Genomic DNA, 13,133 nt, shown 5'->3' on the forward strand with positions numbered 1-13,133 from the left:
ATGGGTACCTTCAACCGCCGCCTCAGCCGGACCGCCGTCGCTGCACTGGCTTTGGGACTTCCCGTTGCCTGCCTCGTAGCCCCCGCCGGTCCTTCCACCGCCGCGCCAACGGCCCCGGCTCAGGTAACCGCTGCTCCTGTGGCTTCCGGCAGCCTGGACCTTGGCGCCGCGGATCTGCCCGAGCACCGGACCGTGACCACCCTGGCGCCGGGCCTGACCCGGACCTCCATCACCCGCGGAACCCCCAACCCGGACCTGCAGTGGACCGCCGAGGTGGCCATCCCGTCGTCATCCCCCGACCCCGACGCGCCCGCGTCAGCACTCTCCACCGAGGCGCAGGCCCGTTCGGTGGCCGGCAAGCTCCAGGCAGCAGGCATTCCCGCCCGCGTCGAGCACGTCCAGTCCCCGCGGCTGGCCGATGCCGGCGGAGACCTCGGCTACCGCGTGCGCGCCGGGCAGTTCCCGGCCAAAGCCGACGGGTCCGCCACCGTCGCGCAGATCAAGGCCGCCGGCTACGCGTCCTCCGTGATCTACACCGGCTGGGACGGCGACGAAGGCACCAGCGAAAACACCCGCGGACAGTGGAAGCTGGAGGTCCTCACCATTGATCCGAAAGTGTTCCGCGGAGACCTCACCTCCTCCTTCGGCCCGAACCTCCAGGACCGGGAAACCACCAGCCAGCTGGGATCCGCCGCGGGAGCCCTCGCGGCGGTGAACGGTGGCTACTTCGTGCTGGACCCGAAAGCCGGAGCCCCCGGCGACCCCGCCGGCACTTCAGTCGTGGACGGCAAGGTACTCAGCGAACCGGTCGGCGACCGGCCCTCCCTGGTCATCGGCGCCAAGAACGGGAGCTCCATCCAGCGCCTGCACTGGGACGGCTCGGTTAGTGCTCCGGGGAACGCCTCAAAACTGGCCCTGGACGGCATCAACCGCGTGCCGGGCCTGATCCGGAACTGCGGCGGCACCGACGATACCCCCACGTCCCTGCCGCTGCACGACTTCACGTGCACGGACGCGGACGAAGTTGTGGCCTTCACGCCCGAGTTCGGGTCCTCAACTCCGTCCGGGCCCGGGCTGGAGGTTGTCCTGGACGCCCACGGAACGGTCACCGCCGTCAACAACGTCCGTGGCACAGCTGTCCCTGCCGGCGGGCACACCCTGCAGGCCATCGGGACGGACGCGGACAGGCTCGCGGGTCTGGCCAAGGTGGGCTCCCGGCTGAAGGTGGCAACGGACCTCATCAGCGGCGACGGCAAGACCCTGAAGCCCGGCGCCACCACCGACGTCGTCAACGGCGGTCCCGTGCTTGTCGAGAACGGCAGGGAACACGTGTCGGCCGCCCGGGACGGCATGGTCCGCTCCGGCGACAGCAACAGTTTCTACTACGGCTGGGTGCACAAGCGGAACCCGCGCACCATCGCCGGTGTCGACGCCGCGGGCCGCACGCTGCTGGTGACCGCCGACGGACGCCAAACAACGTCCCTTGGCCTGAGCATCAAGGAAGCGGCGGACGTTGCCGGCTCGCTCGGCATGGTCAGCGCCATCAACCTCGACGGCGGCGGGTCCACCACCATGGTCCAGGACGGCAACGTTGTGAACTCGCCCTCCGATGCCACCGGCGAACGCCCGGTGGGCGACGCGCTGCTCCTTCTGCCCGGCCGCAAGTCCTGAAGTTTTTCCATCCCCATCACATCGACTGGAGAACAACCATGGACGCCGGGGTGGACGGCCTGCTCACCGACTACCCGGACCGGCTCCGGGAGGTCATGTCGGAGCGCTCCCTGAAGCTGCCCAAGCAGTACACACCGTAGCCTCCGTGACTGGGCCCTGTTCCGGTTCGCCGGGGCAGGGCCTTTCCGCATTTGTCCTTTGGGGTGAACGTGAATGTTGGATGAAAGGTGGGGGAAACCCGGTCTGGCGCAGGTTCCCGTGGCTATCCTTGGCCAATGGTTCTCCATGCATCCGAGGTGCTGATCAACGCACGGGGCTCCACGGTGTGGGACGTCCTCACGGATGCGGGCAACATCACGGTCTGGAACTCAGGGATCACAGACCTCAACGGGGACCCGCGCGACGGCGAAACGGTCCGCTTCACCACACCGCGCCGGGACCGCCCGGTCAGGGCGCGGGTCCGGCAGCAGTCAGGCGAGCTCATGACCTTGACCTCCGCATTGCCGCTGCGGCTGCTACGGGTGGTCCGGTCATTCGCCCTCATCCCCGGCTCGGGGCGGACACTGCTGAAAGTAACAGTCGAATCCTCCGGTCCGCTCCGGCGCTGGTCCTCCCCAACTACCCAGCAGGATCTGGACGATTTCGTGGCCGCCGCCCGGCACCGCGCCGAACTGCTGGACAGGACGTCGTGACCGTGCCGGACCAGAATGGCGCCGGGCCCTTGAAGAGCCCCGGGGATGCGCATCCGGAGTGGACCCTGCTGTACCGCAGGGGCCTGTCCCGGAAGAAAATCGCCGAGCTGGCCCGGGTCAAGGTTTCCGCCGTCACGGCCCACCTCACGGCGGCCAGGGCCGCGGACCCCGGCCTGAAAACCGAGCACCGGGCAGCGACTTCAAGCGCAACCAGCCACGGAGCGCCCGGCATCAAACGCCTGTACCAGCTGCTCGCCATGGTCGAGGCAACAGGCCGCTACCCCTCCCGCAACGCCGATGACAAGGCGGAACGGGAACTGGCCCAATGGCTGCGGCGCCGCCGCCGCGATGCGGACGCGGGCATCCTGAACCCGGTCATCGGCGCAGGCCTGTCCGTGCTGCCCGACTGGCGGCGCAAGCCCCGCGAGGCCAGGGCGGACGAGAAGTGGCAGGACCACCTGGAACGGCTGGCCGCTTACCTGGCCGCGGGGAATCCGTGGCCGCGCACCGCCCCCGGCGTGACCGGGCCGGAAAAGGAGCTGGGCGGATGGCTGCGCACCCAGCGGTACAAGTTCCGCCACGGCGGCCTCTCCCCCGAACGCTCAGGCGCGCTGGACGCCGCCCTGCCCGGATGGCCCACCGGCCGTAAGGCCGCTGCCGAACCGTCCGACGGCGCAGCCGACTGACCGCTGTGCAGCCGCGGGTCAGTCAACCCGCAAGGTGGAACGCGTCATGGGTTTCTGCACTGTCCACGAGCACATCTTCGGGCCGGCCTTGAGCGTTCCCGATGCGCATGTGACGTGACCTGCGAGGTCAGAATCGGGACTCCCGGGGAAGCCCCGGGACAACAATCACCGGGCGGCGCTGGATGCGCACGAGCCGGGCAGACACGGACCGCTCCAGCAGCCTGCTGAAGCTTGCCCGGGCGCCGTAGCGGGGACCTCCGACGACGATGGCCGCGGCGCCGGTGCTGTCGGCCAGCCGTGCCAGTGCTTCCGGGACTGACCCGTTCAGCACGCGGAGGGACCAGGTTTCTCCCGGCGTGCCCAGGACGGCCTGCAGCGCCGACCGCACCTCGGCTGCCGGAAACAGCGACTCCCTGTTGGGCTGCGGGTCGATTGAGCCAGCCGTCCTCGTGCGCGCAGCGTCGAATTCGGCCAGATAGCCGGACGGGTCCACGAAGGCACACACGAGATGCACGTCCAGCCCGTCCGCGAGTTCGGCTGCGCGCGCAACCAGCCGCCGTGGCGGCTCCCAGGGGACGCCGACGATCAGGGGTCCGTGTGTCCACGCGGACCCCTGGTAACGGTCGGAGGGAAGATCACTCATGGCGCAAGCAGGTTAATCTGTCTGTAAGCTTCCGTCCAGCGGCCGGGCACCTTCTGGCCACCGCCGCATCGCGTGCCCTCCCTAATGTCTGAGCGGTGCCATTCGCACCCATCACTCGCATCCGGGAGAACCTCCACATGAAACGCACATTTTCCGTGTCCGCATCGGCGACGCTCATCGCGGTTTCCGCCCTTGCCGGACTGGCCGCCGTTGGCTCCCCCGCCAGCGCAGCCAACAACGCCGGGGACAACGGCCGCGTGAAGAACGTCATCTACATGGTGGGAGACGGCATGGGCCGCACCCACGTCACCGCCGGCCGCGAGCGCTTCTACGGCGCCGATGGCCGACTGAACATGGAAAAGCTGCCCGCCCACGGCTACGTCAGCACCTACTCCGTGGAGAAGAACTCCGGCCAGCCCGGACAGGAAGACTTCCACCCGAACTACGTCACCGACTCCGCCTCCTCGGCCACCGCGTGGGCATCCGGTGTCAAGACGTACAACGCCGCGCTGGGCGTGGACGCCAAGGGAACCTCCGTGCCCACCCTCATGGAAAAGGCGAAGCAGGCCGGATACCGCACCGGCAACGTCTCCACCGCCGAAATCACCGATGCCACCCCCGCCGGGCAGATGAGCCATGCCCTCGCACGCGGCTGCCAGGGACCCGTCTATTCCGCAGCCGCCTGCCAGGACACCGCCATCACCGGTTCCCCGCTGGCCACCAGCGACCTGCGCGTCACCCCGATCGCCGACCAGATCGCCCGCAACGGCACCGCCGACGTCATCCTCGGCGGCGGTCTGAGCCGGTTCGACACCGCTGATGAGAAGGCACTGCGCGACCAGGGCTACACTGTCCTGGGCTCCCCCGCGTCCCAGACCGTAGCAACCAAGAAGGATCTCGCCTCCGCAGACGGCCAGAAGGTGTTTGGCCTGTTCAACAAGGGCAACCTGACCGTGGAGAAGTCCAAACAGGACAACCCCTCGGCGCCCCAGGCCCAGGAACCGACCCTGGCCGAGATGACCAAAAAGTCCATCGACCTGCTCGGCTCGGGCAGCCAGGGCAACGGCTTCTACCTCCAGGTCGAGGGCGCACTCATCGACAAGCGCTCCCACGCCAATGACGCGTCCCAGACCCTGGAAGAGATCAAGGCCTTCGACGACGCCGTCGCCGCGGCCATGAACTTCGCCCAGAACGACGGCAACACCCTCGTGATCGTGACCGCGGACCACGAGTGCGCCGGCTTCAACATCATCGAGAAGGGCTCCTTCACGAACGCCGAAGCCGCGAACCCGCCGGTAAATGTCGACGGCGGCAACACGGCCAACAACTCCACGCCCACCCGCACCGGCGGCAACACCAAGGACGCCACCCGCTCCACGGGCATCGTCAACGGTGCCGGCTCGGGCGATCCGCACAACTTCGCCCCCGCCACCTTCCGTACCCCTGATGACGCCGCCGGCGTGCAGGACGGATCCAAGGACGCCAGCCTCTGGCTGACCTACCTTTCCGGCAACCATACCGGAGCCGACGTCCCCGTGTTCTCCTTCGGCTCGGGCTCGGAAAAGCTCCAGGGCAGCGTAGACAACACCGATCTCTTCACCATCGTCGGCGACGCCCTTCGGGTGAGCTGACCCCCTTGCAGTACCGGTGGCCGGGGAGACAATCCCCGGCCACCGGAACCACCTCTCCATCACTGCCAGCACAGGAAACCTCCACATGCACCACAAAATGAAGGCCGCCCTCGTCGGCGGCGCAGCGCTTCTGGCTACGGCCGCTGTCCTCGCGGGGACGCTGAACCAGCCGGAAGGTCCGGCCGCCGCGGAAACGCCCCGTCCGGCAGCAACCGTCCAAACGACCCTGCCGGGCCTGGTCCCCGCATCAGGGGAACCAGAACTGCCGGGGCTGCAGGGCGCCAAACCCGCCATGGGCCGGGCCGTCCAGGTCAAGGGACCCTTCGATGACCGGTTCGTCCTGGAGCAGCTGGCATTTGCTCATGCGGCCGCAAGCGGCTCCGTCCGCATCACCAGTGACGTCAGCGACCTGCTCGAGCTGGAGGTTCTCGCCGGCTTCTACGACAAACAGGGCAAGCTGCTCGGCACCGGCCGGTACTTACACCACGCCGAGGAAGACGGGCACAGCCACTCCGGCCCGCCCTCGGAGACCGAAAAGTTCAGCATCCCGGTCCCGGCAAACCTCCGGGGCAAGGCGGTCTCCGCCGCCGTGGGCGTTCCCGTCCTCGTCAACGAGTAAGTCGGTCAACGAGTAACGGGACAGCGAGTGCCTCGCGGCTAGGAAGCGAACGGGTCCAGGTGCTCGCTCTTGACCTCCGGGGGCGTGGCGCCCTGGATGACCCAGCGGTTGCCGTCCGGGTCGCTGAGGAAGGCGAACTGAACTCCGCCCATGTCCTGGATCTCGCTGATGCCGGCGCCGCGCTCCAGCAGTTCGGCACGCACCTCGGCAATGTCGGGCACAACGAGCTGCAGCCCCTCCAGGCTCCCCGGTGCCATGCTGGTCATGCCTGTGCCGATGACGATCGAGGCAGCGGAACCGGGCGGCGTCAGCTGCACCACCCTCATGCCGGGAATGTGCTCCACGTCGTGGTCCAGGACGAAACCCAGCTTTTCCACGTAGAACGACTTTGCCGCGTCCACGTCGGCGACCGGCACTTGCACTACTTCGAGGCGCATCTCCATGCGCCCCACCCTACCGCCGCCCGCCGGTGGATGCGCATGACTCAGGCTCAGCTGGAGGACGGGAGCGCCGGCGGTTTCGACCCGGAACGGCGCCTGGCAGCTTTGAGCCCACGCTTCCGGGCCAGAACTGCCCGCCTTGGGACGTGGTTCTTGTGACTCTGGCGCTCCTTCATGCGGAGCGCTTTCCGTTCCTGCCTCACGGCCCGCCGCACATCCCGATTGATCCTCGAGAGCAACAGCACCGGAACAACGAGCCACAGCAGCGCCACCGCGAACACCAACATGATCGACACCAGCGGATCCATGCCACAAGCTTAGGATCGATTCCGAGAAATAATAAGTAGCCTTATCAAGTTGTTATAAGGCTGCCTGTCAAAGCACGTCAGCCCGCCAGGACCTGCCGGACCCCAAACTCCCCCACCGAGAACATCCGCGAGTTGTCATCGGAGTTGCTAAGCATGGCGGTAGACAGGACGAGCGCCCAGCCGCGGGCGCGCGTCCAGGTGTCCCGGTCCACGGAGGAGCCAGCCGGAGAGCCAAAGGCGCCGATGAAGCGCTGCCGGGCGCCGGCGTCGAACATTAACCAGCCGGCGGCGAGATCGACGGCGGGGTCCCCTGCCCCGACGTCGCCGAAGTCGATCACGCCGGCCAGCGACCCGTCGGCCGCCAGCAGGATGTTGGCCGGATGCAGGTCGCCGTGGAGCATCATCGCCGGACCGTCCCACGCCGGCGTGGCGCAGGCGTGCGCCCACAGCGCTTCAAGCTCCGCTGCCTGCGGGTAGCGCTCCCGGTCCCCGAGCCGTTCCAGCACCACCGCACTCCGGTTGAGCAGCCGCACCCCGCGGACAGGGTTCACCGGAACCCTTGCGTCGGCGGGCACGTGGAGCGATTTGAGAAAGCCGGCCAGGCCGTCAGCGGCCGCCGCACGGTCCGCCGGTCCGGCATCCACGGCGGCGGTGCCGGGAACCCACCGGACGATACTCCACGGCCAGGGAAAGTCCGACGTCGGCCGGCCGGCATGGACGGGCACAGGAACCGGAACCGGGGACCGGCTGGCGATCCCCGGAAGGTACCGCTGCTCGTGCAGGATCAGCGGCACGGCCTCGCCCCGGCGGGGCAGCCGGACCGCCAGGTCGTCACCGAGCCGGAATGTCGCGTTGTCCCAGCCGTTGGCCACCCGCACCAGCGGGAGGCCGGCAAGGTCGGGCCGCTGGTCCCGGAGGAGGGCATGGACGACGGCGGCACTCACCTCCACCGTGGCCGGCGGCATTTCCGCCATTTAGACTCCTCGCAACTTCAGTAGACGGTACCCTCCAGCAGCTCGGCAAGCCGGGCGAAGACGTCGTAGGTGAGGTCGAGGTCGCCGACCTCGGGGTGGCCGTACACCTTCCGGCCGGTGCGGTGCTCATGGCCGTCGTGGTCAGCCCAGTCCTTCCGGAACTGGGGGCTGCGGGTGGCGAGTTCGCCGATGAGTTCGGTGACCTCAGCGTTGAGCGGATCCCGTCCGGCCTCGTAGCGGAGCATCGCGGCGGTCAGGCTGCAGGCGAGCGGCCAGTCCACGTAGTAGTCCTTCGCGCGGGAGTCGAGGAAGATGAAGCGGGCCATGTTGGGCCGGTCCGAGTCGAAGTGCGGCGAGAAGAGCGCCCGTCCCAGCAGGTTCGCGGCGACGAGGTCCTGGCGGGCGTTATAGACGACGGCGGGCACCGCCAAACTGTCCAGCACCCGCTGGACCGACGGGCGGACGGTGACGGCCGCCGTCGTTCTTCCCGGAGCCTTTGCTGCCGCAGAGGCGGGACGCGCGAGGTCCAGCAGGTGTTCGCGTTCGACGTCGGTCAGGTGCAGTGCCCGGGCGATCGCGTTCAGCACGCTCTCGGAAGCACCGTGGATGTTGCCGCGTTCCAGCCGGGTGTAGTAATCAACGCTGACGCCGGCGAGTTGGGCGACCTCCTCGCGCCGGAGCCCCGGGACGCGCCGTTCGTCGCCGAAGTCGGGCAGCCCGGCCTGCGCGAGCGTGACGTTCGCGCGCCGGGAGACGAGGAACTTCCGGATGTCGTCTTTCTTGTTCATGCTGCCATTAGACCCGCCCGCCCGCCCGGCTGGGAGGCCCGGACAGGACCTCCCAGCCCTCGGACTTGTTACCCACGTCACATTCGTCTATCGTTGTCGGGGGCCACAGCGTGGTGGCCCTTTCTAAATTGGGGAGACAACTTAGTGAATGAGAAGCTGCGGGTGCTGGTCAGCGTTGACCTCGACGGCGCCAAGGCCCAGGTAAAGACCCAGGGCCACGTAACTGTTCAAAGCATTCAGGGCCTGTACGACGTCATGAAGCGCGCCGACTCGCTGGTCCCGGGACTGGCACTGGAACTCGACATGACCCTGGCCGAGGTGGAACCGCAGGCCATGGAGGAACTCCGCGGCTGCGCCCGTTCCCACCACCTTCCGCTGCAGGTGGATCCGCTCCAGCGCAACTACCGGTTCAGCATCGTTGCACCGAGAAGCACAGCACCGAAGCTCACGGCACTGCCGGCTGTCCCTACCGAGTTGGCCGCTGCCTGACCCTAAATTCCGGCGGCCCAGTCGTCGTCGTACAGCCCGTCCCGGAAGTGTGTGCGGAGATACGCACCCACGACGGCGGCCCCCAGGTCCCCGGTCTCAGGTGCCACCACCTTGCCGTCGATCCGTTGGGCCAGCCGCCGCACGAAACGTTCCAGCCCCGGGTCGTCGCCGAGCCGGAAGAACGTGGCCTGCGTGCCGGCACGCGCCAGCCGGTCCAGCTCAGCGACCGTGACCCTGATCGTCTCCGCATCCGGTGGCCAGTTGAACCACGACTCGCCGTCGGCCAGCAGATGGGCGGTGGGCTCGCCGTCGGTCACCACCAGCAGGACGGGCTGCATCGAGGGGTGCTGGCGGAAGAACCGGCCGGCCAGCAGCAGCCCGTGATGCAGGTTGGTCCCCTGCTCCCGCAGCGCCGGCAGGGCAGTGAGCTCGCCAATGTCCATGGACTGCGCGTAGCGGCCGAACGTAATCAGCTGCAGCCGGTCACCGCGGAAGCGGGTTGAAACGAGGTGATGCAGGGCGAGCGCCGTCCGTTTCATCGGCACCCACCGCCCCTCGGCAGCCATCGAGAAGGACACGTCGGCAAGCAGGACGACGGCGGCCTGGGTGCGCGCCTCCGTCTCCGTCACCTCAATGTCGCCCACGGCGAGGCGCAGTCCCTGGCCGGGATCGCCGCCGTCGGCCATGGTGCGCCGGATGGCGTTGGTCATGGTGCGCGTGACGTCCCACGGTTCGGCGTCGCCGAACTCCCACTGGCGGCTGGAGCCGGTCTGCTCGCCGGCGGCCCCGGCGACACGCGTGTCCCGGCCGCCCTGCCGGCCGGACAGCTGCCTGGCCGTGTCCCGCAGCAGCGACTTCCCGAGCCGCCGCATGGCCTGCGGCGACAGCCTCAGGTCACCGTCGGCCCCGCGCCGCAGGTAGCCGCCGTCCTGCATCGCCCGCTCGATCTCGGCCAGGGTGCGGGCCGTCACGGCCGCGTTCTGCCCGAGTTGCCGGGCCAAAGCATCGAGGTCCAGGTCGTCGAGGGTCGATCCGTTGTAGGACTGGGACAGCTGTTCGGACAGTTCGTCGAGCTCGGCGATGTCTTGCAGCACGCCGGTGCCGTCACCCAGTCCAAGCCCCTCCTGGCCCTGGAAACGTTCTGAGCCGCTCCAGTCCTCGCCGGGACGCAGTGCGCGCAGGCTGTCGTCGAGCTGGTTGAGCTGTGTCATAAGTTCCGCCGAGCCGAATGCCTGGGCAGACAGCCGCATCAGCTCCTCGCGCTGCTCGGGCGACATGGACTGCAGCATCCGCTGGGCCGCGGCGGCCCGCTTGGCGAGGGCGTCCACCAGCTCCTCGACGGACTGTGGATTCTCCGGAAAGTAGTCACCGTGCTTGGCCATGAACTCCCGGAAATCCGCGTCGGTGTCCTCGCCGCGGCGGTGCTTGCCGAGGAGGTCATTGAGGTCGCGCAGCATCTCGCTGACTGCTTCGCGGTCCTCGTCCGTGGCGTTCTCGAGCGCCTGCTTCATGCCCGCAAACCGCTGGTCCAGGACTTCGCGGCCCAGCAGGTCCTTGATCCGCTCGTAGGCTTCCCGGGCGGTGCCCGACTGCCAGTCATAGGACGCGAGCTCGTTGACGGCCGCCGCCGTGGACGGCGGCAGGTTCTGCAGCTGCATCTCACGGAAAGCACGGTCGTTGTTGTCCATCATGGCGTCGCGGGCCAGCTGCTTGCGTTCCTCCAGCACCGCGGTATCCAGCAGCTTCCTGACCTCGTTGAGCGTGCCGTCCAGCCGGTGCCGGCCCAGCAGTTCGCTCCGCCGCTGCTGGACGCGCCGGGCCAGGCTGTCCAGCCCGTCGCGGTTCTGGCCGCCGCGCCGCAGGAACTCCTGCAGGGCGTGCCGGGGCGAGTATCCGGCCATGACGTCCTCGGCGATGGCGTCCAACGCCTCCGCCAGGTCCACCGGCGGGGCAAGCGGATCCGGACCTCCGGCGTACCGGCCGTACCTGGACCGGTTGTGAAGGGTCATGATGCCTCCTGTACTGCCTTATGTACCCGGCGGAAACTGGGCTTAGCCGTAGACCGTTTCCTCGTCGTCGGACTCCTTGGAGATCCGCCGGGCGAGGTAGAGGCCCTCCAGTGCAAGTTCGACGGCGGCCGCCCGCTGACCGTCGTTTGTCGCGCCAAGGCGCTCACCGATTTTGTCGTAGAGACTCGATCCGTTGAGGGACGGGAGGTTCTCCAGGAACTCCCGTGCCGTGACCTGGTCCCCGGTGGTCACCGTGGTGTGGCCGTCGAGCGCGGCCACGAGCGGGCCCATGTCGATGCCTTGGAAGTGCGCCCGGACGGCTTCGGCGGTGGCGGTGCGCAGCAGGTGGTCGAGGACGCCCTGTTCACGGCCCTCCTCGCCGGACTCGAACTCGATCTTCCCGGTCAGGACCTCGACGGCGGTCTCGAGGTCGATGATCCGTGCCACGGCCGGATCCTCGCCGCGCACGCTGGCCCGTCTCAGGGCAGCGGCGGCGACGGTTTCGGCACCCGCGATGGCGAACCGCGCGGAAACGCCGGAGGTCTGGTTGATGGCTGGTGACTGCCGCAGCGCCCGGGTGTAGCGGGCAAGGATCTCGAGGATGACGGGCGGCACGTCGGCCACCAGCCTCCCCTCCTGCCGGATGACGGAGACCTCGTCGTCGAGCTCAATCGGATAGTGGGTCCGGATTTCGGCGCCGAAGCGGTCCTTCAGCGGCGTGATGATCCTGCCGCGGTTGGTGTAGTCCTCCGGGTTGGCGGACGCGACGACTAGCACGTCCAGCGGCAGCCGCAGCACGTAGCCGCGGATCTGGATGTCGCGCTCCTCCATCACGTTCAACATCGACACCTGGATGCGCTCGGCAAGGTCAGGCAACTCGTTGATGGCAATGATCCCGCGGTTGGAGCGCGGGACAAGGCCGTAGTGGATGGTCTCCGGGTCCCCGAGGCGGCGGCCCTCCGCGACCCGCATGGGGTCGACGTCGCCGATGAGGTCGGCAACGGAGGTGTCCGGCGTTGCCAGCTTTTCCACGTACCGTTCCGAGCGGTGGCGCCAGGCCACCCGCATCCGGTCCCCTTCGGTGAGAGCGCGTGCGCGGGACTGCTCAGTGATCGGTTCGTACGGGTGCTCGTTGAGCTCCGACTCCTCGATCACCGGCGACCACTCGTCCAGCAGCCCGGCCAGGGTTCGGAGCAGCCGGGTCTTGCCCTGCCCGCGTTCGCCGAGCAGGACCACGTCGTGCCCGGCGATCAGGGCACGCTCGAGCTGCGGCAGGACGGTCCGGCCGAACCCGAACAACCCGGGCCACGGATCGCGCCCGGCGGCGAGCGCCGCGATCAGGTTGTCGCGGATCTCGTGGCGCAGGTCCTTGTGGACGTGGCCGGATGCACGCAGTTCGCCAACGGTGAAGATATCGGGACGATCACTCACCCCTCTACCGTAGTCCTCGACTGTACGGAGAATCGAGGGATTCCCTCCGATTCCTGGAGCCCCTGCAGTTACGCTTGATGCTGATGACTGCAGAATCACCGTCGGCACCATCACCGCCGTCGAAACCGGAGAGCACGCTCCTCCTTCTGGTGCGCCATGGGGAAACGCCCACCACGGGCATGGTTCTGCCGGGGCGGGCACCGGGACTGCACCTGTCCGACCGCGGCCGGGCCCAGGCCGAAGGGGTCGCGGAACGGCTCACTGGCCTTCCGGTGGAGGCCGTCTACTCCTCGCCGCTGGAACGCACCCGCGAGACGGCGGAGCCCGCGGCGGCCAGTTTTGGACTGGACGTGCGGGAGGAAGCCGGCCTGGTCGAATGCGACTTCGGCGAGTGGACCGGCGTCGCCCTGTCCGAGCTGGCCGGCCTGCCGGAATGGCAGACGGTGCAGCACAGCCCCTCGGCCTTCCGGTTCCCGGACGGCGAGAGCTTCACCGAGATGCAGGAGCGGATAGTCGGGGCACTCGGGGTGCTGGGTACAGCGCACGCCGGGGGCGTCGTCGTCTGCTTTTCCCACGCCGATCCCATCAAGGCGGCCGTCGCCCACGCCCTGGGCACGCCCCTGGACCTTTTCCAGCGGATCGTCATCAGCCCGGGGTCGGTCTCGGCGATCTCCTTTTCTGACGGCCAGGAGCCCGCCGTGCTCATGGTGAATTCGACGTCGGAGCCGCTGAGCGGGCTGAGGACACCTTGA

At 68.4% G+C, this 13,133-nt stretch carries 13 protein-coding genes; 7 read left to right on the forward strand and 6 right to left on the reverse strand.

The features are described 5' to 3' along the window. The 3 genes from ACFVTE_RS06770 to ACFVTE_RS06780 all read left to right on the forward strand — a co-directional run bounded on the left by ACFVTE_RS06770 (position 1) and on the right by ACFVTE_RS06780 (position 3,049). Positions 1-1,671, forward strand: coding sequence for a phosphodiester glycosidase family protein (locus tag ACFVTE_RS06770; protein WP_387098462.1), 1,671 nt, complete (start codon positions 1-3; stop codon positions 1,669-1,671). A 275-nt stretch (positions 1,672-1,946) separates the two neighbouring features. Continuing rightward, a complete protein-coding gene (locus ACFVTE_RS06775) occupies positions 1,947-2,363 on the forward strand; it encodes an SRPBCC family protein (protein ID WP_387098464.1) in 417 nt (138 codons plus the stop codon). 2 nt (positions 2,364-2,365) lie between these two features. After that, the gene (locus ACFVTE_RS06780; RefSeq protein WP_387098466.1) at positions 2,366-3,049 is read left to right on the forward strand and encodes a helicase associated domain-containing protein; all 684 of its coding nucleotides are present in this window, start codon (positions 2,366-2,368) and stop codon (positions 3,047-3,049) included. Positions 3,050-3,176: 127 nt separating this feature from the next. On the opposite strand, the gene ACFVTE_RS06785 is transcribed toward ACFVTE_RS06780, so the two are convergent. Further along, a complete protein-coding gene (locus ACFVTE_RS06785) occupies positions 3,177-3,692 on the reverse strand; it encodes a universal stress protein (RefSeq protein WP_387098468.1) in 516 nt (171 codons plus the stop codon). 137 nt (positions 3,693-3,829) lie between these two features. On the opposite strand from ACFVTE_RS06785, the gene ACFVTE_RS06790 reads away from it, so the two are divergent. Beyond that, positions 3,830-5,323: an alkaline phosphatase gene (locus ACFVTE_RS06790; protein WP_387098470.1), complete on the forward strand. Its 1,494-nt coding sequence runs from the start codon at positions 3,830-3,832 to the stop codon at positions 5,321-5,323. Positions 5,324-5,408: 85 nt separating this feature from the next. After that, positions 5,409-5,942: a hypothetical protein gene (locus tag ACFVTE_RS06795; RefSeq protein WP_387098472.1), complete on the forward strand. Its 534-nt coding sequence runs from the start codon at positions 5,409-5,411 to the stop codon at positions 5,940-5,942. A 38-nt stretch (positions 5,943-5,980) separates the two neighbouring features. Here the strand turns inward: ACFVTE_RS06795 and ACFVTE_RS06800 are convergent, their stop codons facing one another. The 3 genes from ACFVTE_RS06800 to ACFVTE_RS06810 all read right to left on the reverse strand — a co-directional run bounded on the left by ACFVTE_RS06800 (position 5,981) and on the right by ACFVTE_RS06810 (position 8,452). Next, entirely contained in the window at positions 5,981-6,385 is a 405-nt protein-coding gene (locus tag ACFVTE_RS06800; RefSeq protein WP_387098474.1) for a VOC family protein, read from the reverse strand. Between the two features lie 382 nt (positions 6,386-6,767). Next, complete coding sequence (locus tag ACFVTE_RS06805) at positions 6,768-7,664, reverse strand: aminoglycoside phosphotransferase family protein (RefSeq protein ID WP_387098476.1); 897 nt, start codon at positions 7,662-7,664, stop codon at positions 6,768-6,770. 17 nt (positions 7,665-7,681) lie between these two features. Further along, complete coding sequence (locus tag ACFVTE_RS06810) at positions 7,682-8,452, reverse strand: helix-turn-helix transcriptional regulator (RefSeq protein WP_387098478.1); 771 nt, start codon at positions 8,450-8,452, stop codon at positions 7,682-7,684. A 144-nt stretch (positions 8,453-8,596) separates the two neighbouring features. Here ACFVTE_RS06810 and ACFVTE_RS06815 point away from each other — a divergent pair, with 144 nt between their 5' ends. Further along, complete coding sequence (locus ACFVTE_RS06815; protein WP_387098480.1) at positions 8,597-8,941, forward strand: hypothetical protein; 345 nt, start codon at positions 8,597-8,599, stop codon at positions 8,939-8,941. 2 nt (positions 8,942-8,943) lie between these two features. On the opposite strand, the gene ACFVTE_RS06820 is transcribed toward ACFVTE_RS06815, so the two are convergent. Together ACFVTE_RS06820 and ACFVTE_RS06825 are read right to left on the reverse strand one after the other, a co-directional pair. Next, positions 8,944-10,950 carry a VWA domain-containing protein gene (locus ACFVTE_RS06820; protein ID WP_387098482.1) on the reverse strand — a complete coding sequence of 669 codons (2,007 nt, stop codon included), beginning with the start codon at positions 10,948-10,950 and terminating at the stop codon, positions 8,944-8,946. Between the two features lie 42 nt (positions 10,951-10,992). Further along, positions 10,993-12,381: a sigma 54-interacting transcriptional regulator gene (locus tag ACFVTE_RS06825; protein WP_387098484.1), complete on the reverse strand. Its 1,389-nt coding sequence runs from the start codon at positions 12,379-12,381 to the stop codon at positions 10,993-10,995. Positions 12,382-12,458: 77 nt separating this feature from the next. Here ACFVTE_RS06825 and ACFVTE_RS06830 point away from each other — a divergent pair, with 77 nt between their 5' ends. Then, complete coding sequence (locus tag ACFVTE_RS06830; RefSeq protein ID WP_387098486.1) at positions 12,459-13,133, forward strand: MSMEG_4193 family putative phosphomutase; 675 nt, start codon at positions 12,459-12,461, stop codon at positions 13,131-13,133.

Origin of the sequence: Arthrobacter sp. NPDC058097, assembly GCF_042884885.1 — a bacterium.
Classification (GTDB): domain Bacteria; phylum Actinomycetota; class Actinomycetes; order Actinomycetales; family Micrococcaceae; genus Arthrobacter.